Source organism: Aquibacillus albus (assembly GCF_016908325.1).
Classification (GTDB): Bacteria; Bacillota; Bacilli; order Bacillales; family Amphibacillaceae; genus Aquibacillus_A; species Aquibacillus_A albus.
Map to the genome: position 1 here is coordinate 1 of NZ_JAFBDR010000004.1, position 25,350 is coordinate 25,350.

Here is a 25,350-nt window from a genome sequence, read left to right on the forward strand (position 1 = left end):
AGATGAACTTTTTAAAAAGCGATTTTAAGAGTTTTAGTTAAGGTCGGTCTTTTTTACTTAAAAATGGTGGTTGACTTATTTACCATTATACGCTGTCACCACCCGAATTTTGTCAAATTTAGTCTGTTAGGTCTTTTACGAATTTCGGTAGTGCGAAGGCTGCGTGGTGAAGTTCTTTTGTATAATATTTGGTTTCGATGTCTGTAAAACGTTCTTCTTTTACTTTCAATGGATCGTGTATTTTACTTCCCATCGTGAATGTCCATAATCCACTTGGGTAGGTTGGGATATTCGCGGTATATAATCTTGTCACAGGAAAAATTTCTTTGACATCATGATACACCTGACGAATTAAATCTGCTTTAAACCACGGATTGTCCGTTTGCGCAACAAATATCCCATCATCCTTTAGCGCCTTCGAAATTCCTGCATAAAAGCCTTTTGAAAACAGGTTAACAGCTGGTCCTACAGGTTCCGTTGAATCTACCATGATAACATCATAATCTTTTTCACTATTGGCAATGTGCATAAAACCGTCATCGACTTTTACTTCTACCCTAGGATTGTCCAAATCACCTGCAATTTCTGGTAAGTATTGTTTCGAATACTCAATGACCTTTCCGTCAATCTCCACAAGTGTCGCTTTTTCAACAGACTTATGCTTCAACACTTCACGAATAACTCCACCATCACCACCGCCAACGACTAGTACGTGCTTCGGATTTGGATGAGTAAATAGCGGAACATGTGCAACCATTTCGTGATAGACAAACTCATCCTTCTGGGTTGTCATTACCATGCCATCTAGTACAAGCATGTTGCCCCACTCTTCTGTTTCAATCATATCCAGCTGCTGGAATGCTGTTTTTTCCGTGTGTAATGTCTGTTTCGTTTTTGCTGTAATTCCAAAGTCCTTCGTTTGCTTTTCCGTAAACCATAAATCCATTAAAAAAACTCCTTTATTTCAAAATATCGGGACAGAGGGACAGGTTCACTGTCCCAAAATTCCAATTACTACTCTATTTACCAATTTTTTTATATCCAAACAAGGAAATTATAGAGAATTCCCTCAAAAAATCAAGCATTAATTTTTTAAGTTTCAAAAAATCATATAACTATCTTCCGCTACAATGTTTATTTCCCTGGTTATTTTGCCATAATGTTAAAAACATTATCCTGAAAAATTTAGGAGACTTCACATGTTCCGATCGGTTAAAAAAATGCTAGCGAAAATTAAAAATCGTCAGCTCCGTTGGTTACTAATTAGTTTTTGTTTCATTGCCATTTCGATGGTAATTTTTGTCGTGGCATTGTTTACCTATACATATAGTCTTGGGCCTCCAGCCTTAACAAACAACCAAAATACGGTTTACTATAGTCAGAATGGAAAAGTGATTGGGGAAGAGCACGGGTTAGAGAATCGATATTGGGTCGGATTAGATCATATCGATGAAGACTTGATTCAAGCAACCTTAACGACAGAGGATCGAAATTTTTACAATCATCCTGGATTTGATTTCAAACGAATTTTAGGTGCTGCGATACAGGATATCCGCAGTCTGTCGATGGAACAAGGAGCAAGTACGATTACCCAGCAATATGCAAGAAACCTATATTTAACCCATGATAAAACATGGAAAAGAAAAATAAAGGAAGCTTTTTATACGATACGCCTGGAAATGTTCTATAGCAAGGATGAAATTTTAGAAGGATACTTAAACACGATTTATTATGGACACGGCGCTTATGGTGTGGAAGCTGCAAGTCGTTATTTTTTTGATAAATCAGCAAATGATTTAAGCATCGCAGAAGCAGCTATGCTCGCAGCAATCCCAAAGGGGCCCTCTTATTATTCTCCTTTTAATCATGCAGAAAATGCAGAGCGTCGAAAAAATCAAATTGTAGCAAACCTCGCCAAACAACATGTTATTTCTGAGGCGGAAGCAGATGCTGCGATGCAGGAAGCGTTATCTTTTACAGAACCAAATGAACAATCAAAGAAGGCAATTGCCCCGTATTTTCAGGATGAGGTACTTCGGGAATTACAACACGTATTAAATAAAACAAAGGAAGAAATCCGTTCTGGCGGATATCAGGTATATACAACTTTACACATTGATAAACAATTGACCTTAGAAAAAACAGTCGAGAAGACGATTTCCTCTGACACGGAGTTGCAAGTGGGTGCCCTTGCTGTTAACCACCAGACAGGGGCGATTCTCTCCATGGTTGGCGGGAAGGATTATAACGAAAGTCCATTTAACCGTGCTGTTCAGGCAAAAAGGATGCCAGGTTCTACCTTCAAGCCATTTTTGTATTATGCTGCGCTTGAAAATGGCTACACGCCTACGACAACGTTGATGAGTAAACCAACGGACTTTGAGCTTGCGAACGGCACGGTTTATCAGCCGAGCAATTATAATGGCTATTATGCAGATGAACCCATTACGCTGGCAGAAGCAATCGCGCTATCCGATAACATTTATGCGGTTAAAACGAACTTATTTTTAACACCAGAGAGGCTAGTAGAAACAGCAAAGCAATTTGGAATCAAAAGTAATTTACAGCCATATCCTTCCCTTGCCTTAGGTACCGCTTCTGTTTCCGTGAAAGAAATGACTCGAGGCTATAGCATGATTGCTAACGGTGGAAAAGAAATAGATCCTTATACGATTGAAAAAGTAACCGATGCAGAAGGAAATGTTTTGTATGAACGGCCGGAAAAAGAACAAAAAAGCGTATTTGATCCGAGGCAAACGTTTATTTTAACGCATCTCATGACAGGAATGTTTGACGAATCACTAAGCAGTTATATGCGTGTTACAGGTGCTGCCATTAGTGATGAGTTAGGCAGACAATACGCCGGAAAGTCCGGTACAACAAAGACAGATAGCTGGATGATTGGATTTAGTCCTGAGGTGGTAACGAGTGTTTGGACTGGATACGACAATAATATTCCAATTGAAAAAACAAAAGAACAGCGATACGCGAAGCAAATTTGGGCTGGTTATATGGAAAAAATTCATGAGGGAAAGCCTTTGCGAACATTTCAAGTTCCTGACGGCGTTGTTGGCGCTTATGTCGATACGGAATCGGGGAATTTAGCCACTCCTTATTGTGATAACCATCGCTTGATGTATTTTCTCGAAGGGACAGAGCCAACCTCCTATTGTACAGCACACAAACCAGACGATGCGGAGAGTGGGTTGGATGATAAGAAGGAGAAGGATAGTGAGGACAAACGTGGTTTCTTTAAACGGCTGTTGGATTTTTTTCGGTAAGGGGTAGTAGATTTTTTTGCGATCCCTTTTGAGCGGACATCGAAATCGTTATGAAATGCTTATTTTCTGACCATGATAACGGAATGTCCGCTCAGCTCAGAATCATCGTATTTTTTGCATACCACAGCTCTAAAAGAAAAAGGCCGGATCCAAATGATCCGACCTTTTTCTTTGTCCTAGTAACATGAGTAAACCATGTGATACTGATACATATTTTACAAATTCCCGCATGAAACCACAAGCGCTTTTATTGAATTTTATCGATGTTCACAAATTGTTCATTTTTTAGGTAATGCTGTTGTTAATTGTTCGGATGAATTTTCCCACATTTCTTCACTAAATTCTCTTAGAAAATCTCCAAGTAATTGCTTTGACTTTTCATCCATATCCTCGACGATCACGTGCCCCTTTAATGATTTATCCAAGCGGTTTACGTGCTCCGGCATTGATTTATACGCTCGTTTTATCGAACGGTCCACTCTGATTTCACAGCCTGTTACCCCGTGGTAATAAGGTCCTTTTTCACTACGATGGACGGTTACCCAAACAATCCAGTATAATTTTCCGTTCGGTACTGCGTCCCTATCCGGTAAAAATTTGACCCGGCGCTCAACATCACTGCGCGCGTGCATGGCCGCCATATCGACGTAAGCTTTATCTTCATTCGGATCAACAATCACCGGAGAAACATTTTCTAATGATATAGACCCTATACCATAACCACCGTGACCATCCGTAGAGTCATCCTTTAAAATTGTAAATGAATTGCCTTTCTTCTTTTTAGAAGATTCTTCGCCACTCATATGTTATACCTCCTTTATACTATAAGTACGAAAACATGATTTGTACTATCTACAGGATATTCGTTTCTACTTTTCCTTATACTACTATTGTAGCAAATCAAAAATCCCTTTTCATCTTATTGAATCAGGCAGGATTTTCCCTATTTTTCGAGAATTATTATATAGTTATCATGTTCAAAAAATCACCAATACCGACTTTTTGAACACGTACCATTCGTGTTAATTATCGAGAGGAGGGCTTGTCATGCCTTACGTAACAGTAGAAATGTTAGAAGGTCGTACCGATGATCAAAAGAAAGCATTAATTGAAAAAGTAACCGATGCAGTAGTAGATACCACTGGTGCATCTAGAGAAAAAGTTGTAGTTTTTGTAGAGGAAATCAACAAAAATCATTACGGTGTTGGTGGCAAACGACTGATTGATTAATCGTGTAAAGCAAAAAAGTGTCGCACATAAGGATGCGGCACTTTTTAGATAGAAACAATTTTACCATTTGATTATTAGAAATAGAACGATTGGAAAATAATAGACTTAAGGTAAATATGCGGGGAAACGACTAGAAAATGCATAACAATAGAGGTTGTTCAAAGAGGTATTTAAAAATTTTGGGAAGGCATAAAGAAAAATCCCGAACAACATTGTAGTCCTTAGGAACTCCCTACGCCATTCCCATCGTCTTCTTTATTCTTTGGGTATCTATTCTGTTACTCCAGCTTTCTTCTTTTAAAATTTCAATTCCAGCTTCATTTTTTGCAATCTCTTTTTTCATTGAACCAGCTTCTTCCGCATTTTGAAGCTTTATTTCACTTACTTCTGCTTGGAGCGATTCTTGTCCAGTCCTTAAAGACCGTAAAATCAATCCATGCTCTTCTAACGTTTGACTGTGTTCATTTAATTGGCTGGTGTGTTCATTTAGAATTCTACCGTGTTCATTTAATTGCTCCGTATGCTCATTTAGAATTCTACCGTGTTCATTTAATTGCTCCGTATGCACATTCAAAATTCTACTGTGTTCATTTAATAGCTCGGTGTGTTCATTTAAAATTCTGCTGTGTTCATTTAATAGCTCGGTGTGCTCGTCTAAAATTTCGCCGTGCTTTTTCTGTGTCTCACTCATCGAATCAATTTTAGTATTCATTTCTTGAAGAATGGATAAAATTTTCTCCTCCACGCCATTCACCTCCTTTCACTCTTTTATTATACATCGACCATAATTTTTCGTCTATTTATTTTACGGCAGAATACCATACGATAAAATTAGCCCCATAAGAAAAAGCCTCAACAAGTATTTTCTACTCATCAAGGCTACCACTCTATCAGTGCTTTTCTGTTAAACAACCAATAAAATCCCAGGCATCCACTAATTCCTGATCTGTGAAATTTTGCTTCTTTTTTACTGTACGTACTTTTTCCTCTACTTCCACTTTGGACAAGTTATCAAAATAGAGCATCGTAGAAACTAATTCTAGAAACCTTGAGCTTTTTTCTTTCATGACTGCAATTCTTTCTTCCATTGCTGGTAGTTCAACAGGAGAATGGTCTAAAAATTCCTCACCTTGACTCGTCACTTGATAGCGATATTGATAATAATTACTTTTATCTTCTTTTACTTCAGAAATAAAGCCTAAATTACACAATTCCTCTATTCGTAGTGTCAGCTCCTCTGAATACGGTCCGTAAAAATGGAACTCATACTTCTCCTCAAATGGTATCCCACATTTTTTTAAAATATAAATCATTTTTTGCAGCTTTTTACGTCCAACTACTTCGTTGGAATCCAAAAAGAACTTCATCAATCTAGCATGATTTGCTAACACAAATAACATCCCCTTATCTTCGAAAAAATTGCCTATTGTCCGTGTTTCTCACCTGTATTAAGCAAATAATATCTCTATAATTTTGTTTTTCGTTTCACCGTCAGGCAATGCTTCAATAAAATCGATTGGAAAATAAAGCTTATGATCCGTCCGCTTCTTCCCGGAAATTGCCTCTACAATATCGGATTGTCTTGATAATTCTTTCACTTCATTAGTCGGCATTAACAAATGAATCGGTAGCCGTTCCTCTTCTTCTCCTGGACGGTAAAAGTCATAAGGTAAGTCAGACGAAGAATCAACAACAAGATAATATTCTGGGTCTATACCAGCTTCTTTAAAAAGGCTGTATAACTCCATCCATTCCTTCATTTGTAAATTAGAATTAAACTCTATGTATTTAAATAAATGACGATTCATAAACCTTGCACATAAGTCGCTCAATATCTCATCTTGTTCATCTGCCCACATTTGAAAATAATACAAAACAACTGCTTCATCCAATTTTAAATAATCCTTTAGCTGCACATCACCTTCAAAAAATGACAGAAAATGAGCTGGCTTCAAAGAGAATTGGTAATTATTGTCATACAAATATTTGGCTCGATGTAAAATTTTTGAAAGAATAACCTCCGCACTGCGAGTAACTGGATGAAAGTAGACTTGCCAGTACATTTGATAACGGCTCATGATGTAATCCTCAACCGCATGCATCCCCGTTTCTTTAATAACGACTTGATCTTCCATCGGCCGCATTACCCGCAGAATCCGTTCCATATCAAAATGCCCGTAGCTGACTCCAGTAAAATAAGCGTCTCGTTGTAAATAATCCATCCGGTCCGCATCAATCTGACTAGAGATTAAACTAACGACAAGCTTGTCTTCATACGTTTTATTAATGACATCTGCTACTTTTTGTGGGAAATCCTTACTGACACGCGAAAGTATTTGATTGACATGGGTATCGCCTAATACAATTTTCCGAGTGAAATCTTCATGATCCAATTTGAACACTTTTTCAAACGAATGCGAAAACGGCCCATGGCCCAAATCATGTAATAGTGCCGCACATAGACAGAGAAGTCTTTCTTCGTTATTCCAATTTGGCTTTCTGTCAAAATTATTCAAAATTCGACGGACAATCTCATATACTCCTAGCGAATGATTAAAGCGGCTATGCTCCGCACCATGAAAGGTGACATAAGATGTACCTAGCTGTTTAATCCGACGTAAGCGTTGAAATTCCGGGGCTCCAACTAAATCCCAAATCACTTGATCTTTTACATGAACATACCGGTGTACGGGATCCTTAAATACTTTTTCTTCACTCAATTGCTCGTCTTTATATGGCATTTTTTGATCCTTTCTTTCGTTCAAAGTGAACCCTTTCTGCTTTATATCTGCCACTATTATATACTAGATTTATACTAGATAAAAAGGCTTTTCGGTAAAAAGGATAACTCTGCTATAATAGTAAAGGCTTTAATTGTACTGTCGATAAGGCTCGAAATTTATTTGGAAATTTTTATTAAAAATACTAGACATGTGTGAGCCACTTATATAAATGAAGCAAGGAGCAAAAAACAATGGAAGATTGGAAAAAATTTTTTAATCATCGCGCCATTCGATATATCAATCATAGTAATCCAAGTTACCTTTCAACGGCAATGGCTTCCTTTGCGATTGATGATGCTATTGCTATTTCGGTTGGAAATGAAGCATCCCCTCCTGCAGTGAGGCTCTGGGTCCATGAACAAACGGTTGTTTTAGGAATTCCAGACGTTCGATTACCTTATTTTGAATCAGGTGTGCGCTTTCTCCATAACAAGGGCTACGATACAGTTGTGCGTAATTCTGGTGGTCTAGCAGTTGCACTGGATGCTGGTATTTTAAATATGTCCTTCATCCTACCAGATGTGAAACGTGTTAGTATCCATGATGGCTATCAAGCAATGGTTCACTTCATTCAATATCTGTTTCGCGATGTAACGAATGATATTCAAGCATTTGAAATAAAAGGTTCTTATTGTCCTGGCGAATATGACCTTAGTATTCGAGGGAAAAAGTTTGCTGGTATTTCACAACGGCGTGTAAAAAACGGGACAGCGGTACAAATTTATCTTTGTGTTGAAGGAGATGGATCTGTGAGGGCCAAGCTAATCCAATCGTTTTATGAATATGGGTTGCAAGGAGAAAAGGGAAACTTTGATTATCCTCTCATTGAGCCCGGAACGATGAAATCTTTATCCCAATTAATCGATCAGGAAATCACTGTAGATAGCGTGGTCAGACGAATTGAACAATGCTTCAAGGAGTTTGCAGATGAATTGGTGACTACAGATATAAACGATGAAGAATTAGTTGACTTTGAAAAAAGAATGGCGCAAGTAATCGATAGAAATAATAAAGCGCTTCGTTTTTGATTTACCCTCTATAAACAGACAAAGTAGAAGGGGGGGTCAGACCCCTAGGGGTCTGACCCCCCCCTTCCAACTAGTTTATAGTGATTGAGCTGCTGTAATAATTGCTAGTTTATAAACATCATCCGAGTCACAACCTCTAGATAAATCATTCACTGGTTTATTAAGGCCTTGTAGGATTGGTCCTACCGCATCAAAATTACCTAAACGCTGAGCGATTTTATAACCAATATTCCCCGCTTCCAACCCAGGGAAAACAAATACATTGGCATCCCCTTTAATAACAGAGTCTGGTGCTTTTTTCTCGGCAACAGATGGGACAAAGGCGGCATCAAATTGAAATTCCCCGTCCAATACTAGCTCTGGTTTAGACTCCTTTGCAATCGCAACAGCTTCCGCAACCTTTTCTGTTTCTTCTGATTTTGCTGACCCTTTTGTTGAAAAGCTTAGCATTGCCACTCTTGGGTCAATGTCAAATAGCTCAGCTGTTTCTGCACTAGCCAGCGCAATCTCTGCTAAATCCTGGCTGTTTGGAGAAATGTTAATGGCACAATCAGCAAACACATATTTTTCTTCCTCACGAACCATAATGAAAACACCGGAAGTCTTTTTAATACCAGGTTTTGTTTTAATAATTTGTAATGCTGGACGAACCGTATCTGCTGTTGAATGAGCTGCACCGCTTACCAGTCCATCTGCTTTATTCATATAAACAAGCATGGTTCCAAAATAGTTTTCATCTAATAGAATCTTACGGGCGTCCTTTTCCGACGCTTTTCCTTTTCTCCGTTCAACAAAACTTGCAACCATTTCATCGAATTCATCATAATTGTTCGGGTCGATGATTTCCGTATTGACAATATCTACTCCAACATCTCTAGCCTTCTGTTTTATTTTTTCTTCATCACCTACTAGTACAGGTACTAAGATTCCTTCTGTGCCAAGTAAGCTTGCCGCTGTCAGTATTCGTTCATCCAGACCCTCTGGAAACACGATACGTCTACCATTCTCCTTTAGTGATGCTTTTAATTTTCCAAATAAATCGCTCATGCTTTAACCCTCCAAATATATTTCTGTTATATATGATACGCCTTTTTGTGTATGAATAAAAGTCATCGATATTTTGTCTGTATCATTGTTAACCGCTAACAATCCTGCCAAAGCAGCATTTTTGTTCTTTGACAAAATGATGACAATTTTTCGTGTAAGTATATAAAGGATATAAGGTAAGGATTCACTGTTGAATGGTACGAATCTCGTACTTCCTTTCATCATCTTTAACTGATTCGCCCATTCCATCGTCATCCTTTGTTCATGATTATCATTCCCTAATTATGTTATATTAAAAACATAGGATGTTTTCTAAAACTATAATGTGTAACATAAGATTAATGCACAATACAAGATTAATGCGCCAGAGTGATAGCTTCGAATATCGCTGCGGAAATACACTTCGCTTTCCGCGGGCGGCTGGTGAGCCTCCTCGAGCTTTCGCTCTGCGGGGTCTCACCGATGCCATTCCTCCCGCAGGAGTCTACGTGTATTTCCTCCGCTATATAGTAAAGATTTGTAAAAGCTTCTTTGCAACATCTTATCTATTGCAATGGGACAAATTTTTATTTACTCAAGAGAACAAATCCAAGCTGCTGAAAATGTCAGACTCTTCATTTACTTTTGTGATGTTGAAAACATTAGTAACGTTATATCGCACGCAAAAAATTGGTCTATATTTTCGAGGATTCGACCTGTCTTGTTTTGTAAAAAAGCGAAGAGAAGCATTCCACGATCATGAGTCCCAGTACATAAACTTACCATTAATCGGAGTATCCCTTTAAGCGTAGGCAGAATACGTAGACTCCTGCGGGAACAGCACGTGTCCGAAGACCCCGTGGATGCGCCTGCGTCTTCTAGTAATGCTTCGTAGTAGGCTTCCTCGGCGCAAGGGATCAAAGAAGTTTATTCAAGTAGTACCCTGGCTGAGGCCGTGCCCGCGGAAAGCGAAGTATTCTGCCGAAGCGGTTATAGCACCCGATTCAAAAAGAGTGTATTAAAGCAATTCCATGCAATGGTTATGTCGCATTATAGGTCTACTAAGTAGTTAAAAACAACAAAGAATACGAAAAGGTTCAACACATAACATCGGTTTGCAGAGCTTTTCAAGTTAATAAATTGACTAACAAATAAAGAAGGAGAGATAGTTGAATGGCTGAAGCAGTTGAAACAATGGATGGTTGGTATTGTTTACATGATTTAAGAAAAATAAATTGGAGCGCTTGGAAAAAAGCTTCAAGCGAAGAGCGCCAGGCTGCGATTACTGAATTCCAGTCACTTTTATCAAATTGGGATGATGTGGAACAAGCTAAAAACGGAAGCCATGCAGTATACACGATTGTAGGACAAAAAGCAGATTTTATAATGATGATTTTACGTCCGACAATGAAAGAACTTAACGAGGTTGAACTAGCTTTTAACAAATCTAAGCTGGCAGAATTCACAGTTCCTGCTTATTCATACGTATCTGTCGTTGAATTATCAAAATATATGACAAAAGAAGGCGAGGATCCTGAGCAAAAACCAGAGATTCAAGCAAGACTTAAGCCTAGGTTGCCAAAATGGGAGCATATCTGTTTTTATCCAATGGACAAGCGCAGAGAAGGGAACGATAACTGGTATACGCTTCCTTTTGACGAGCGCAGACAACTGATGTATGAGCACAGCTTAACTGGGAGGAAATACGCTGGTAAAATTCGCCAAATTATCACTGGATCGATGGGGTTTGATGACTGGGAATGGAGTGTTACGCTATTCGCTCATGACGCGCTTCAAATTAAAAAGCTCGTATATGAAATGCGCTTTGATGAGGTAAGTGCTCGATATGGAGAGTTTGGCGCTTTTTACGTAGGAAATATTTTACCGAAAGAAGCGGTTCCCTCCTTTTTACATGTATAAATATAGTAGGACAGGCTGATGTAATGCAGTCTGTCTTTTTTTTGCACATTAATCATTTTTCTATTCGTTCGTGTTTAAAAGAAGGAAAAAAAGCGCAACGAAGAGATTCAAAGCAATTTTCCCCGGACTTTTTGAACATTTTCTACTAGAATTCAAAAAAATGATTCATTCTTTTTGGGTTGTTGCATACCTATAGGTATTAGAGAATGTGCGCGAAAAGCAGGCATATTCATTTATCATCTTGCTTCATGGAGAGAGGTGACTGCGTGGCTGTTGTACAACATACGGAGGAAGATGTGAAATTACTCGCGCGACTAATGAGAGCAGAAGCTGAGGGTGACGGCAAGCTCGGGATGTTAATGGTTGGCAATACAGGGGTTAATCGAGTCCGCGGTGACTGTTCCGATTTCGAAAAATTAACGAGTATTCGGGATATGGTTTTCCAAAGTCCTGGTGGGTTTGAAGCAACACAGAAAGGTTATTTTTATCAACGAGCCAGACAAAAAGATATTGATTTAGCCAGAAAGGTTATTCAAGGAAAAAAATATCATCCAGCAAGTAATTCCCTTTGGTTCTTCATGCCTGAAGGAAGTTGCCCTGCCCAATGGTTCGGACAATGGAACGCCGGTCGTTACAAATCACACTGCTTTTACAATCCTACACAATCAGAGTGTCCAAGAGTTTTTTAGCTTTTTAGATCATTGGAAACAGCAGTAAGCAGCAGACTGTTTCCAATTCATTTTCAAGATTTACCATAAAGAAGGGAGAGGTTTCTTCATGAGTAATGAGGAAAATCGTCAAACACCACAGCCATATTATTCACCTCAAGGTGGGGGAATGCCAGGAGCAGGCTACCCACAAGGTGCCCAAGGAGCTGGATTTCCACAAGGTGCTCCAGGATATTCACCAAACTTTCCACCTGGCTATGGTCAAAGTCCATACCAACAGCAGGTACCTGCTGGCTATCCAATGGGAGGTCCTATGCCACAATTTCCAGGCCAACAGATGCCACCTACAACAGATGTCCCTGGAATGTTACCGGTCGAAGAATCGTATATTGAAAATATTTTACGGTTAAATAAGGGGAAAATTGCTACTGTCTATATGACTTTTGAAAACAACGAGCGTTGGAATGCAAAAATTTTCAAAGGTGTCATTGAAGCTGCAGGCCGTGACCACATCATCTTAAGTGATCCAGAAACAGGTAAAAGATACTTACTGCTGATGATTTATTTGGACTACATTACATTTGATGAAGAGCTTAACTATGAATATCCTTACGCTGCTGGTGGTGCTGATACAGTATCCTATCCGCCAAGATAATAACAAAAGCTAGTATGATGATGAAACCCTTGCCGCAATTTGTTCGCAGCAAGGGTTGATTTTTTACTCATTAAGATTTAGTCGGAAGTACGATGACGCAACTTTAAGATTACATCAAATTTCTCTTTTTTTCATTCTACAAACAACAAGGAGTGACCTTTCTATGAAGCACCCCTATAAAAAATTCGCACAGCTTCAATTATTTATGATGGCGATCACACTGGTCATCGGAATTTTTGCACTTGTAAAAGCAAGCATGTTATTAGCCTTATTCACGTGTCTTACCTTAGCATTAAGCTTCACGTTTGAAGGACTTGCTGAACTAAAGAAGCAAAACACGCTCCAATTTGGCCAACAAATACTACGTTCGATGATCATCATTATCTTTGTCTGCTACTTATATTTTGGTTAGTTTCATGCTTCTCTATCGGTTGGGTAGTTCCAACCTATGAATGGCCAAGCCTTCTACATTAAACAACTTTTACAATTGCATAGCCTAGCAATACCCATCCAATTAAAAAAGCCAGTCCACCGAACGGGGTTATCATTGCAAATGCTTTAATTCCTGACGGCGCATAGATATATAAACTTCCGGAAAACAATACGATACCAACTAAAAAGAACCATCCAGCGGTGAGGAAGCTGGCTCCTCCGTATTTTGCTAGTAATATCGCAGCAATAAAAATGGCAACGGTATGGAACATTTGATAGGTGACAGCCTTTTCCCATGCTTTCAATGCTTTTTCCGAGATTTTACCCTCTAAGCCGTGCGCACCAAAAGCCCCTAGCGCCACCGATAAAAAGCCATTTAATGCTACAAACAAGAATAATAATTTCACTGTATTTCCCCCTATTCATCTGCTAAAAATCAAAAATAGAATCGCCATTCGCCTCTCCATGATCGACGTCCTTTTCAAGCTTTTGATTTTCTAACGGAGCGTTTTTATTTGTATTGGATTTACCAACCATCTTCTGCCACTCAACGGATTCATCAGCAACCGTTGTGCTTGTTGATTCACTTTCTAACATTAAATCGCATAGTGACCGAACGGACCGGATATGCTCTCTAGCAAGATATGTGTCGTCCTGCTTCTCTAACGCTCGCCTTAATTCCTCCATCATTTTCTTCATCACGACATGATTTGTAATTGCCACACCTTTCACCCCCAACCAGTATTACATCGATTAAAACGGTAAAATCTCCAATGCATTTAAGAATATAATGATGATCATGACCGGCGCAATTAGCCGGACAATCCAAAACCATACAGTACCAAGCTTTGACCCTGTTAAATCGGTAGCTGCCAGAGCTTCTTCCTTTGTGAAGTGCCAGCCAATAAATAGGGCCATCACTAAGCCACCAATCGGTAAAAAGATATTGGAAGCGAGATAATCCATCGAATCCATTATATTATTATCGCCTATCAGTGTCACATCTGATAGTACTCCCATTCCAAGCGATGCACCGATTCCTAGTACAAAAATAACAATACCTGTTATGATAGAAGCTGCTTTTCTGCTCCAATTCATCGCTCGCATAAAAAAGGCTACCGGTACTTCTAATAACGAAATAGAGGATGAAATAGACGCCAATGTTAAAGCAAGGAAAAAGATAATTCCAATCAACCCTCCAAGAGGCATCTGACTAAAGATATCGGTTAATGTAATAAAGACGAGAACCGGTCCTGAATCAGGTTGAATGCCAAACGCAAATACCGCTGGGAAAATAACAATGCCTGAAATGATGGCAAATAACGTATCCATAATCCCGATACCAACCGTTGCTCCAGGCAGTCGATGATCCTTAGACAAATAACTCCCATAGGTCATCATCGTTCCAACCCCTAAACTTAGAGAGAAAAACGCCTGTCCTAATGCCGCTATATAAACAGATGGATTACTTAATACACTCCAATCTGGCTGAAACAAAAAACGTACGCCTTCCATCGCTCCTTCTAAAGTAAGACTATACACCGCCAAAAGAATTAATAAAGTCGCCAAAACAGGCATAAATATTTTGTTTGCGAATTCAATTCCTTTCTTCACGCCAGATAATACAATGAAAATAGTTATAAACATGAAGAGCGCGTGCCAAAACAGCGGTTGATATGTTGAAGTGATGAACATTTCAAAGGTTGCACCATAACCAACCGAAGGCTCAACAGCTAATTTCCCAGTTAAATAATTCCATAAATAATACAGACCCCAGCCCGCAACAACACTATAAAAGCCTAATATTAAGAAAGCACCAAAAAGCCCTAAAAACCCACCAAGGAACCACGGCTTTCTTGGTGCGAGTGTTTGATAAGAACCAATAACATCACTTTGTGCTTTTCTTCCGATACTAACCTCTGTTAATAATAGAGGAATTCCAATCATTAATACACTTACTAAATAAATCATTAAAAAGGCTCCACCACCGTTTTCACCGGCTACATAAGAGAACCGCCATATGTTTCCTAAACCAACAGCCGAACCCATTGCAGCCAGCATGAAACCAAGCTTCGTTGCCCAGTTTTCTCGTTGCATCCATGTATACTCCCTTCCATCAGGTTAATGTCGTTTCTTATTTTACACAAAATCAACGTGGGTGAAAAGATTCAGTCAACGATTGGGGATTTCTTACAGTGATAGCAAACCAACAACTTGAAGAGGGGCAAATGGAACGGAGGATTATTCTCGAATAACCTGTTTTTTACTACCATCCCCAAAAAGTATTGTGGTATGTTTAATATGATTGTAATTTTTGTAAGGAGTGTTCACAGTGTGGGATTGGTTTGGTGATTCAAACAATGAAGCATTCGAAGTATTTACGGTCATTCATTTGATTGTATTCCTTATTTATCTTATAGGGATCATTTCTTTAGCAGGTACATACAAAAAAATCATGGTACATAAAAAACTGCAAAGAACCATTCGTCGGAGTTTGTTTTATATACTGCTACTATCAGAGTTGGGGTACCAGGCTTGGGGAACATTGAATGGAATTTGGAATGTAAAGGAGTTTATGCCACTTCAATTATGCAGCATTGCAGGTATTATCGTCATGCTTGCCCTATTTTTTAAAACTCGCATATTAATCGTGCTTGCCTTTTTCATTGGGCTAATACCGTCATTTCTGGCAATTCTAACTCCAGAACTACCACATGGATATCCGCACTTTCGCTTTTGGAATTTTTTCATACAGCACATTTGCTTATCTTGGGCAAGTTTATTTCTTCTATTAACAAGCAACATTGTTATTCGGTTTACCGATGTCATGAAGGCTTATGCAAGCTTAATAGCATACGCATGTTTCGTCGGCTTTCTGATTAATCCATGGTTCGAAGCAAACTATATGTTTTTATCAAGACAACCGACTGCGGATACACCGCTTAGCATGTTAGGCGACGGAATTTTGTACATCCTCAATCTTGCACTAATTGGCATGGGTATTTTCTTGATCCAATTCGGAGTCTATCGATCGTTGAAAAAATTAAAATCACACTAATTTTGACAAACGCTTTGGGAGAAGCTATCCCCACTTTAAGTATATGTAGCCCTTTCTAAGCAACAGTATTCAGCTCCGATACGAGAAATTATGCTTTCAACTTTTGTTCCATTTGATGCGTTTCATAAAGCCAAATCAAGAACTCCCATTCTTTTTCGCACAGTTTTCGGTTCAGTTGTTCTTCAACACTTCTTACAAACGATGAGAAATTCTCCATCAGATTTCATTCCCCCTAATAATTGTAAGCGCTTTCCCGAGTCTATAGTTAATACACTCTATTTCATTTTACCTTTATAACCTGCATTTAATCAAGCTTTATTCGTATTTTTTTGGGAATTTTTTGATTTTTCTCCAAACTTTTGAGCTAATTTCATCTCTTTCCTATATTTTTGGTAATAAACTATACCCTCCTTCTTCCATCATTAAACCAATTTTACAATAAAAATAGTGACTAAAATTTAATTTTAGCCAGTATACCTATTCGTACCATCCTTTCGCTTTTAGGGGGTCGAAGAAAATTAATTTATTTCTTCATGTTTTTTTGAACGTTCCCTTACTATTTCAGCTATCCTATTTATTCTTCCCTCAATAAGTGGTTGTGTCACGGTAACGACAGGCTTACTTCCTAATATAAGAACAATCAAACAAGAAATTACTGCCAAGCCAACAACATCTATCGGATGGTTGATTTTTAGTATTTCAGTTTCGCGGAAAAATTGAATAAATATCCCGTGTAGTAAATAAATGAAAAGAGTTTTTTGTCCTAAGTGCGTAAATCGATTTCGCTTTCGCGGAATCCAAGCAAGAATGCTAATGGCCATCATAATCGCAAGCACATACACACCAAGTCGAACCAGTCCCCCTACACCTGGAGCCCCAAGGTTATTATAGGGTTGTGTACCTAGTAACCAGTAAGTTGAGAATTCAGGTATTACCCAAAGAATAGCAGCTACTCCTGCCATCACAATTAGCGATACTGATTTGACTACTTTCCCTTTAACGAATAGTAGCTGTTCTTTCGTAATCCAGTAGCCTAAAAGGAAAAACGGGAAAAACACCAATGTTCTAGACAAGCTCATGGTATATCCTATTTGGTTAATATGCCCCGCAACAATCCCAATTTCAATAGCTAAAATGATACCAACGATCGGCGGAAAACGTTTGAAGATAACGAGCATTAAATGCCAGCAAAACAGACTAAGCAAAAACCACAAGGACCACTGCGGTCGAAATATGGTTGTTTCCCAATTGTCCATGCCGAGTGTAAAATAGTAACCTGTATAAAATAGTTGAAAAACGAAATATGGAAAAAGTAATCGTTTTGCAAGCTTAAAAATATATCCTTTATTACCAAGTCCCTTTGCAAAAAATCCACTTAGAAAAATAAATGCAGGCATATGAAAAATATAAATCCAAAAATACAGTAATTGGATAGAAGATAATTGACTTGTAAAAGGCTGTATAACATGACCAAATACAACGAAGAAAATCAAAACTACCTTCGCATTATCTATAAATGCCTCTCTTTTCATTCATTTTCATCCTTTAACTTTTTGAATTTCATTATTCGATTATATACCTTATTCGATATTACTTTAAGCACTATGACCCGGAAATCAATAATTGTTAAATAACTGTAAACGTCATTAATCTATGTGAAATATTAGTAACTTTGCTGACATTCAAAAGCAAAGGGGTCAGACCCCTAAACACGAGGCCCAACCTTTATGCTTGTTTTTTCGTTTCTTTCTTTTTCTTTGGTGCAGCTTTTTTCGGTGTTGTAACCTTTTTCTTTGTAGATGCTTCCTTTTTCTCGGCAGTCGCAGTCGCTTTCTTTCCAGCTGTTTCCTTCTTCTCGGCAGCCGGATTTGTTTTCTTTGCACGGTCAAGCGACGCTTCTAGCGCATCCATTAAGTTGGTTACATTGTTCTTTACCGGCTTTTCCTTAGCGGTTGTTACATCGTCTTGGTCTTTCTTTTCATCAATTAATTCCAATAAGCTCTCCCGGTAATTATCTTTATATTTCTCCGGATCAAACTCACTCGTTAATTGGTCAATTAACATTTTAGCTGTATCTAACTCTTTTTCAGGTGTTTCTGTTTCCTCCGGTACATTTGGCACATCTTGTACATTTCGAACCTCGTCTGGATAATGAATCGTTTCTACCACTAATGTATTTTCGTACACGCGAATGGCTGCTAATTGTTGCTTGGAACGAATCATCATATTGGCAACACCAATTTTCCCAGTGTCTTTCAATGCTTTTCGTAACAAGGAATAGGCTTTTGCGCCACCTTCATTTGGTGATAGGTAATAGCTTTTTTCAAAATAAATCGGATCTATTTCATCTAACTGGACAAAATCAACAATTTCAACTGCTCTATCGGTTTGCTCTTCTTTGATTTCAGCAAGCTCTTCATCCGAAATCATAACAAATTTATTTTTAGCATACTCATATGCTTTAACAATCTCATCATTTTCTACTTCTTTATCGCAAACAGGACATATCTTTTCATACTTAATTGGCGATTGACATTCCTTGTGCAGCTGCCTTAACCTTACATCTTTATTTTCCGTGGCAGCATGTAGCTTTACAGGTATATTTACCAACCCGAAGCTAATCGACCCTTTCCACATCGTATGCATCTACACGACCTCCTTTTTATATTTAGTTTGTGATACCCGCTATTTTTTACACGCTAAGAAAGAAAATTTTCACGCGGTTCTACTTAATCTTCACTGCATAAGAAAATCTTTATTTTTACACAATAAAGTAAAACTACATTCAGTTAGAGGTGTAACGTATGATGCAACCAAAACCAAGTGAAACCATTCCAACTGGAAATAATTGGGCTTATGAAGTAAAATATGACGGCTTCCGTGCTGCGTTGGTTTGGAAGGAAGATAACCTTTCACTTGTTAGTCGCAATGGAAAAGACTTAAGTAACAATTTTCCCGAAATTATAAGCGCCTGCCAAGAAAAGCAGGATCTGGTACATTCGCTGTTACCATTAAAGTTTGATGGTGAAATTGTTATTCTAAATACACTTCTACAAGCGAACTTTTCCCTTTTACAGCAAAGAGGAAGGTTCAAAGCTACGCGTAAAATTGAACAAGCAGCACAAGATCGACCTGCACATTTTCTATGCTTTGATTTATTAGAGTACGAAGGAAAATCTCTATTATCCCATCCCTTCCAAGAACGGAAAACGCAATTAAAAAAAGTGTTCGATCGATTGAAAATAGGTTTCCACATTAGCTGGAACGACAGGTTAGGATATATTCAAACTTATTCGGATCATAAGAAATTATGGAATAACCTTTACGAACAGCTTGGTGAAGGAATGATTGCTAAACGCTTAGAGAGTAAGTACATAGAAGGGAAGAACCATCATGACTGGTACAAAGTGAAAAACTGGCGAACAATTCCTGGTGTATTAACTTCTTATGATCAGGAGAATGGATACTTTGAGTTATCGGTATATGACGGGAAAAACCTTGTCCCCCTTGGAAAATTCAAGCATGGATTAGAGGGAAATGAATTGGAAACGATCAAACAGTTCATCCATGCAAAGGGAAACAAAACAGGCAATAAATATGAACTACCACCTGCTGTTTGTCTCGATGTAAATTGCTTAGGAATCCACGAGGGGGATTTACGTGAGCCGCAATTTCATCAATTTCGTTTTGATTTATCCCCAGAGGATTGTACTGTTTCACAGGTACAAGAAGCATTAAGTTTGTTTCCAGATTCAATATCCTTAACCAATCAGACAAAAGTTTTTTGGGAGAAAGCAGGAAAAACAAAGGGAGATTTACTTGTGTACGTACGGCAAATTGCCCCATATATGTTACCATTTACAACCAATCGAGCATTGACCGTTATACGTTGTCCAGACGGCATTCATGGACAGTCATTTTTCCAAAAGCATCTACCTGATTATGGACCTGCGTTTGTCGGTGGCATTCAAGTTGGAGATGAAACACTGCTTCACGGAGGGAGCGCGGAATCACTGACTTGGCTGGCCAATCATGGTGCACTGGAATATCATGTCCCTTTTCAGTACATGGGTAAATCCAATCCAATCGAAATTGCATTTGACTTAGACCCACCAAGCATTGATCAATTTGATGTGGCGATTTATGCAGCATCTTTGTTAAAGGAGCTGCTCGACCAATTACAACTACAGTCGTTCGTAAAAACGTCAGGTAATAAAGGAATACAAGTTTATATTCCTATTCCAGAGAACAGTTTGACTTATGCCGAAACTGCGGTCTTTACACAAGGAATAGCCTTTTTATTAGAAAAGAAACACCCTGATTTATTTACAACCGAACGTTTAAAAAAGAACCGTAACAACCGGTTATATATTGATTACATCCAACACGGAAAAGATAAAACATTGATTGCTCCCTACTCGCCAAGAAAAAGCGAAGCAGCTACTGTATCGACTCCGTTGTTTTGGGATGAAGTAAATGAATCATTAAAACCGGACCAATTCACGATTACCTCTGTATTAGCAAGAGTCAAAGAAAAAGGTTGTCCCTTTGCCAGCTATGAGCAAGTAAGAGACAACCAAGATTTATCATTTATAAAAGAATTTGTGCACACAAAAGGGGTCTGACCCCTTTTAAAGCGAGGCGAAAGTAATTGCCCAATTGCCATTTCGGAAAATGGCTTCTTTTTTCCCGTCCTTTGTTATTCCATCAATCGACAGCTGAGCAGAACCAATCATAAAGTCTTCGTGGATTAAACTATCATTGACACCGTGCTGATCCATTTCTTCCTTACTCATGGATGGACCATGTTCAATATTCGTTGGATACGCTTTTCCTAATGCCAAGTGACAGGATGCGTTTTCATCAAATAATGTATTGTAAAATATAATATTCGATTTAGAAATTGGTGAATCATGTGGAACTAAAGCCACTTCGCCAAGTCGCTTAGCACCATCCTCATCTGTTTCAAGCATATTTTTTAATGCTTCTTCACCTTTTTCAGCAGTAAACTCGACTACTTTCCCGTCCTTAAAAGTAAGCGTGAAGTTTTCAATCAGATTTCCACCGTAGCTAAGTGGCTTCGTGCTTGTCACTGTTCCATGAACACCGTATTTGTGCGGCATCGTGAATACTTCTTCTGTCGGGATATTTGGATTAAACTTCACTCCAGACGTGGAAGTTGCTGCACCCCCATGCCAAATATGGTTATCTGGAAGATCAATCGTTAAGTCTGTTCCTTCTGCTTGATACACTAACGATTGATATTGTTTCTTATTTAAAAACTCTCTCGCTTGTTTTAATGCATCATTATGCTTTTCCCATGCTTTAACTGGATCGTCTTGACCAACTCTAGCAATACGAAAGATATGCTCCCAAAGTTTTTCCTTTGCCACTTCAGCTGACAAATTCGGGAACACTTTTTTCGCCCATGCCTCCGCTGGATATCCGACAATCGACCAGCATATTTTATCATTCATGATATAATCTCTATATTCTTTGAGAGCCTGGCCACTTGCTTTGGTTACTGCTGATATTCGCGCTTGGTCAATGTCCTGCAAGAGATCTGGGTTCTCTCCGTAAATGTTCAATAATGCATAGCCATCCTTCACCATTTCTTCTAACCCTTGCGCTTTCCATTTCGGGAAATTTTCCAAAACATCCATCGACGCATGCTTCATTTTTAAGTATTTTATTTCATCATCATTCCACTCGAGATGGACATTTTTAGCGCCTGCTGCGTATGCCTCTTTCACAACCATTCTAGCAAATGCTGCTGCTTCCACGGATGTATTTACAATTAACCCTTGGCCCTTTTGCAAGTTTACGCCTGTTTGAATGGCAAGCTTTGCGTACTTTTCTAGTTGTTCGTGACTTACTGACATATGATGACTCCCTTACTTTTTTCTTTTTATTATTTCACATTTTGGTAGGGATTGGAAGTTAAACCAAAAGTGGTTGTCTTACTTTAAAGTTTATACACTTCGGGATACGTTAGCTTCAAGCTCTAACGTGACATTACCTTTAACAGCTCGAGAAATCATACAAGATTTTTCTGCATGCTCGACTAACTTCTTTGTTTGCGCTAGTTGCCGTTCTGTTGCATGGTTCGCTAGCACCACTCTCGGCTTATGAATAATTTTTTGATAAGTGAAAACTCCGTCTGTTACATCGACAACACCAATGGATTCAAGATCCATTTCGTTTAATGGTAGATCAGCTCGTTCGATCATTGCTGCTAATGTGATGATATAGCAGGTCGAAGCAGCACCTAGTAACATTTCATCAGGGTTTGTTCCGATACCCGGTCCTTCCATTTCAGGCGGAATGGATATTTTTGTCTTTAAATTACCTGCTTCAATCGCACCTACATTGTTTCGTCCCCCCGGCCAGTCTGCGTGCAAATGAAAATAATGCGTAGCCATTTTTCCACCTCTTTCTGTCTTTTGCTTGATGTTGGTTTCCATCTACAATTGCTTAACATTTTAACGTATAGATTTCTATAAGTATAAACATAGGCTTTTACCAACAATGTGGTAAAGGCCTCACAATCACCGTTTTTAGTTGCCAATTAATATGCTACACAGTAGACAGATAACGCGCACAAAAGATGATTTATCATAAATCTAACGAAAAAAAGCGTGCATAACCAACGCTGTGGAAAAACACTCGCTTTCCGTGGGCAACGCCTCAGCCTCCTCGGAAGAAAACCACTTCCTGCGGGGTCTTCACCTGTTGGGACTGCGATTACTCGCCCCACCGAAAACCATTTGCTTTTCCCACAGGAATCTCGCATTTTTCCACAGCTTGGATTTATTTTTTTATAAGTGAGAAACTGTCCAACTGCTGTAACGAAGCTTTGATACCATTTCTTTTAACTAAAATTAGTTATTTTATGAAATTTCCATTATTAAGCTGTGAAGGCACATGTAGACAAATCGAAAAAATAAAACAATTTCTTATGTGCGATGTAATAGTGCCGGTGCTTTCCTTGTCTTGTGCAAAAAACAATGAGAAGACATCCACGTAATGTGAATTCCACTTACACATATGATTAATCGAAGAATCTCTTTTAGCGTAGTCATAATACGTAGACTCCTGCGGGAACAGCACGTGTCCGAAGACCCCGCAAGAAGCGCTCTTTGCTTCTGAGGAGGCTGAGGCCGTGCCCGCGGAAAGCGAAGTATTCTGCCGAAGCGATTGTATGTTACTCAATAGAAAAGACCTGGAAGAAAGCAAATCCATGTAATAATTATGTCGCATTAATCTTATGTTGCGCATGATAGGCAACAACCTTTCAGAAATGCCATCCTAAAAAACACCCAGTGAGGGAAAGGCCCCACTGGGTGAAGTTTTACTTTATAATCACTTGAATACGATTGTCTAATTCCACTTTTAATGCTTCTATCATAGCTGCACTTTCTTGACCTGATCCACTAGTGACACCATAATAGCACTTCATTTTTGGCTCTGTGCCTGAAGGACGCAAACAAACCCAAGCATTATTTTCCAGTAAAAATTTCAACACATTTTCCTCTGGTAAATGGATTTGCTGCTTTTCTCCTGTGTTCACATTATATCGCTCTTGTTTTTGATAATCCTCCAGATAATGAACCTTTAATCCTCCAATCGAGGTAAAAGGATTTTCCCGAACATCCATTAAAATCTTTTCAATCTTCTCCGCTCCATCCTTTCCTTTTAAGGTTAGGGAGGTCATATCTTCCAAATAATAACCATATTGATCATACAGAAGCTCTAATGCTTCCAGTAATGTTTTCCCTTCAGATTTCCAATAGCTTGCCATTTCACAGGCAACCATCGCTGCTTGGACTGCGTCTTTATCTCTGACAAAATCTCCGATTAAATAGCCATAGCTTTCTTCATATCCAAACAGAAAACGTTCCCCTGATGATTCAAACTCTTTAATTTTTTGTCCAATGTATTTAAAACCCGTTAATGTATCTATTGTTTTTACGCCATAGTCACTTGCAATCGCACGACCCATTTCCGTTGTAACAATCGTTTTCACTAAACGACCATTTTTTCGATTTTCATCGCTTTCATAGCGCATTAAAAATTCAAACAGCAATGTTCCAAGTTGATTTCCCGTCAGGACTTGATAGGAGCCACTGCCATCCTTCACTGCCACTCCCAATCGATCCGCATCAGGATCTGTTCCAATTAAAATATCCGCATCGACCTGTTGTCCGTATTCAATCGCCATAGAAAAAGCTTGATGTTCTTCCGGATTAGGAGAAGCTACCGTTGAAAATTCAGGATCAGGTGTAGCTTGTTCTTCCACCACATGGATGTTTTGAAAACCAAGTTGCTGCAAGCCTTTCATGATTAATGAGTGGGAAGTTCCATGCAACGGGGTAAATACAATGGATAAAGAGCTGAAATCTGATGATTGCTGGCTCATTTTTGTCAGCTTCTTTAACTCTATTAAATATGCTTGATCGACTTCCTCGCCAACCCATTTCAATAAACCCTGCCGTTCTACTTCTTTCTGACTTTGAACAGCGATAGTCAGTTCATTCTCTACATCATTTACCTTCGAAATAATCTCAGCAGCTTCGTCTGGGGGCACCTGTCCTCCATCTTCGTTATATACTTTAAACCCGTTATACTCTGGTGGATTATGACTGGCAGTAATCATAATGCCTGCCGCAGCTTGTAAATGTCTCACAGCAAATGATAATAAAGGTGTTGGTCGAATCGATTCAAATATGTATGTTTTTATTCCATGATTTCCAAGAACCTTCGCTGTTTCAACCGCAAATTCCTTTGACATATACCTCGAATCATAAGCAACTGCAACCCCTCGAGATTGGGCATCACGGTAATTTTCTTCTAAATAGATGGCTAATCCCTCAACTGCTTTTCGGACGGTATAAATATTCATTCGATTTGTTCCTGGTCCAAGGATCCCTCTCATTCCGCCAGTACCAAATGTAAGCGGTTTATAAAAAGCGTCCTCTAGGCCTTTTTCCGAGTTAGCAATCTCCATTAATTGCTGTTTTAATTGTGCATCGAGCTGATCAAATGATTTCCATTTTTTAAAGGTATCTTGCCAAGACATTTTGCTCCCCCTATTCCTTTTTCATAGACTTTTGACAGGTTAATATATTCATAAAAAAATTTTATCATACTTACATTTATTAATCTATCTAACTTCCTTTCATTTTTCATATACGTTTAATATTTTCCAATTTTGGGCATTCTGTTCATATATACTATGCTATACTCGGTTTATGACTACAAGTTAATAG

At 38.7% G+C, this 25,350-nt stretch carries 25 protein-coding genes; 9 read left to right on the forward strand and 16 right to left on the reverse strand.

Annotated features, from left to right (window positions below; translation table 11 throughout):
* Nucleotides 1-118 precede the first annotated feature (118 nt).
* Nucleotides 119-946, reverse strand: coding sequence for a polyamine aminopropyltransferase (gene speE / locus JOC48_RS04765; protein WP_204497933.1), 828 nt, complete (start codon nt 944-946; stop codon nt 119-121).
* A 253-nt stretch (nt 947-1,199) separates the two neighbouring features.
* On the opposite strand from speE, the gene JOC48_RS04770 reads away from it, so the two are divergent.
* Complete coding sequence (locus tag JOC48_RS04770; RefSeq protein WP_204497934.1) at nt 1,200-3,281, forward strand: transglycosylase domain-containing protein; 2,082 nt, start codon at nt 1,200-1,202, stop codon at nt 3,279-3,281.
* A 278-nt stretch (nt 3,282-3,559) separates the two neighbouring features.
* Here JOC48_RS04770 and JOC48_RS04775 read toward each other — a convergent pair whose 3' ends face one another.
* Nucleotides 3,560-4,084 carry a YwhD family protein gene (locus tag JOC48_RS04775; RefSeq protein WP_204497935.1) on the reverse strand — a complete coding sequence of 175 codons (525 nt, stop codon included), beginning with the start codon at nt 4,082-4,084 and terminating at the stop codon, nt 3,560-3,562.
* A 244-nt stretch (nt 4,085-4,328) separates the two neighbouring features.
* Here JOC48_RS04775 and JOC48_RS04780 point away from each other — a divergent pair, with 244 nt between their 5' ends.
* Nucleotides 4,329-4,511, forward strand: a complete 183-nt coding sequence (locus JOC48_RS04780; protein ID WP_204497936.1) for a 2-hydroxymuconate tautomerase — start codon at nt 4,329-4,331, stop codon at nt 4,509-4,511.
* Nucleotides 4,512-4,743: 232 nt separating this feature from the next.
* On the opposite strand, the gene JOC48_RS04785 is transcribed toward JOC48_RS04780, so the two are convergent.
* The 3 genes from JOC48_RS04785 to JOC48_RS04795 all read right to left on the reverse strand — a co-directional run bounded on the left by JOC48_RS04785 (nt 4,744) and on the right by JOC48_RS04795 (nt 7,252).
* Nucleotides 4,744-5,256: a hypothetical protein gene (locus tag JOC48_RS04785; protein WP_204497937.1), complete on the reverse strand. Its 513-nt coding sequence runs from the start codon at nt 5,254-5,256 to the stop codon at nt 4,744-4,746.
* A 145-nt stretch (nt 5,257-5,401) separates the two neighbouring features.
* Nucleotides 5,402-5,902, reverse strand: a complete 501-nt coding sequence (locus JOC48_RS04790) for a YwgA family protein (protein ID WP_204497938.1) — start codon at nt 5,900-5,902, stop codon at nt 5,402-5,404.
* A gap of 57 nt (nt 5,903-5,959) precedes the next feature.
* Nucleotides 5,960-7,252, reverse strand: a complete 1,293-nt coding sequence (locus JOC48_RS04795) for an HD domain-containing protein (protein WP_204498117.1) — start codon at nt 7,250-7,252, stop codon at nt 5,960-5,962.
* 233 nt (nt 7,253-7,485) lie between these two features.
* On the opposite strand from JOC48_RS04795, the gene JOC48_RS04800 reads away from it, so the two are divergent.
* Entirely contained in the window at nt 7,486-8,322 is an 837-nt protein-coding gene (locus tag JOC48_RS04800; protein ID WP_204497939.1) for a lipoate--protein ligase family protein, read from the forward strand.
* A 75-nt stretch (nt 8,323-8,397) separates the two neighbouring features.
* Here JOC48_RS04800 and pta read toward each other — a convergent pair whose 3' ends face one another.
* Both pta and JOC48_RS04810 read right to left on the reverse strand, forming a co-directional pair.
* Nucleotides 8,398-9,369: a phosphate acetyltransferase gene (gene pta / locus JOC48_RS04805; protein WP_204497940.1), complete on the reverse strand. Its 972-nt coding sequence runs from the start codon at nt 9,367-9,369 to the stop codon at nt 8,398-8,400.
* 3 nt (nt 9,370-9,372) lie between these two features.
* Nucleotides 9,373-9,624, reverse strand: coding sequence for a hypothetical protein (locus JOC48_RS04810; protein WP_204497941.1), 252 nt, complete (start codon nt 9,622-9,624; stop codon nt 9,373-9,375).
* 897 nt (nt 9,625-10,521) lie between these two features.
* Between JOC48_RS04810 and hemQ the strand changes: the two genes are divergently transcribed.
* From hemQ to JOC48_RS04830, 4 genes are all read left to right on the forward strand, one after another.
* Nucleotides 10,522-11,268, forward strand: coding sequence for a hydrogen peroxide-dependent heme synthase (hemQ, locus tag JOC48_RS04815; protein WP_204497942.1), 747 nt, complete (start codon nt 10,522-10,524; stop codon nt 11,266-11,268).
* A gap of 266 nt (nt 11,269-11,534) precedes the next feature.
* A complete protein-coding gene (locus JOC48_RS04820) occupies nt 11,535-11,957 on the forward strand; it encodes a cell wall hydrolase (protein ID WP_204497943.1) in 423 nt (140 codons plus the stop codon).
* Between the two features lie 88 nt (nt 11,958-12,045).
* Nucleotides 12,046-12,591, forward strand: a complete 546-nt coding sequence (gerQ, locus tag JOC48_RS21210; RefSeq protein ID WP_239584206.1) for a spore coat protein GerQ — start codon at nt 12,046-12,048, stop codon at nt 12,589-12,591.
* Between the two features lie 163 nt (nt 12,592-12,754).
* Nucleotides 12,755-13,003 carry a hypothetical protein gene (locus JOC48_RS04830; RefSeq protein ID WP_204497944.1) on the forward strand — a complete coding sequence of 83 codons (249 nt, stop codon included), beginning with the start codon at nt 12,755-12,757 and terminating at the stop codon, nt 13,001-13,003.
* 58 nt (nt 13,004-13,061) lie between these two features.
* On the opposite strand, the gene JOC48_RS04835 is transcribed toward JOC48_RS04830, so the two are convergent.
* From JOC48_RS04835 to JOC48_RS04845, 3 genes are read right to left on the reverse strand one after another with little or no spacing between them, the layout of a single operon-like run.
* Complete coding sequence (locus JOC48_RS04835; RefSeq protein ID WP_204497945.1) at nt 13,062-13,430, reverse strand: DUF423 domain-containing protein; 369 nt, start codon at nt 13,428-13,430, stop codon at nt 13,062-13,064.
* A gap of 22 nt (nt 13,431-13,452) precedes the next feature.
* Nucleotides 13,453-13,746 carry a DUF5327 family protein gene (locus JOC48_RS04840; protein ID WP_204497946.1) on the reverse strand — a complete coding sequence of 98 codons (294 nt, stop codon included), beginning with the start codon at nt 13,744-13,746 and terminating at the stop codon, nt 13,453-13,455.
* A 30-nt stretch (nt 13,747-13,776) separates the two neighbouring features.
* Nucleotides 13,777-15,120, reverse strand: a complete 1,344-nt coding sequence (locus JOC48_RS04845; protein ID WP_204497947.1) for a sodium-dependent transporter — start codon at nt 15,118-15,120, stop codon at nt 13,777-13,779.
* Between the two features lie 235 nt (nt 15,121-15,355).
* Between JOC48_RS04845 and JOC48_RS04850 the strand changes: the two genes are divergently transcribed.
* Entirely contained in the window at nt 15,356-16,081 is a 726-nt protein-coding gene (locus JOC48_RS04850) for a TMEM164-related integral membrane acyltransferase (RefSeq protein ID WP_204497948.1), read from the forward strand.
* A gap of 88 nt (nt 16,082-16,169) precedes the next feature.
* On the opposite strand, the gene JOC48_RS21480 is transcribed toward JOC48_RS04850, so the two are convergent.
* The 3 genes from JOC48_RS21480 to ku all read right to left on the reverse strand — a co-directional run bounded on the left by JOC48_RS21480 (nt 16,170) and on the right by ku (nt 18,727).
* A complete protein-coding gene (locus tag JOC48_RS21480) occupies nt 16,170-16,298 on the reverse strand; it encodes a hypothetical protein (RefSeq protein WP_275580703.1) in 129 nt (42 codons plus the stop codon).
* 301 nt (nt 16,299-16,599) lie between these two features.
* The gene (locus JOC48_RS04855; protein WP_204497949.1) at nt 16,600-17,613 is read right to left on the reverse strand and encodes an acyltransferase family protein; all 1,014 of its coding nucleotides are present in this window, start codon (nt 17,611-17,613) and stop codon (nt 16,600-16,602) included.
* 193 nt (nt 17,614-17,806) lie between these two features.
* Nucleotides 17,807-18,727, reverse strand: coding sequence for a non-homologous end joining protein Ku (gene ku / locus JOC48_RS04860; protein ID WP_204497950.1), 921 nt, complete (start codon nt 18,725-18,727; stop codon nt 17,807-17,809).
* Between the two features lie 158 nt (nt 18,728-18,885).
* Between ku and JOC48_RS04865 the strand changes: the two genes are divergently transcribed.
* Complete coding sequence (locus JOC48_RS04865; protein WP_204497951.1) at nt 18,886-20,706, forward strand: DNA ligase D; 1,821 nt, start codon at nt 18,886-18,888, stop codon at nt 20,704-20,706.
* A gap of 6 nt (nt 20,707-20,712) precedes the next feature.
* Here the strand turns inward: JOC48_RS04865 and JOC48_RS04870 are convergent, their stop codons facing one another.
* The 3 genes from JOC48_RS04870 to JOC48_RS04880 form a co-directional block, all read right to left on the reverse strand.
* Nucleotides 20,713-21,963 (reverse strand): aminopeptidase, encoded by a 1,251-nt coding sequence (locus tag JOC48_RS04870; protein ID WP_204497952.1) that lies wholly within the window; start codon nt 21,961-21,963, stop codon nt 20,713-20,715.
* A gap of 90 nt (nt 21,964-22,053) precedes the next feature.
* Complete coding sequence (locus JOC48_RS04875) at nt 22,054-22,503, reverse strand: OsmC family protein (protein WP_204498119.1); 450 nt, start codon at nt 22,501-22,503, stop codon at nt 22,054-22,056.
* Between the two features lie 929 nt (nt 22,504-23,432).
* Entirely contained in the window at nt 23,433-25,160 is a 1,728-nt protein-coding gene (locus JOC48_RS04880; protein ID WP_204497953.1) for a phospho-sugar mutase, read from the reverse strand.
* Nucleotides 25,161-25,350 lie beyond the last annotated feature (190 nt).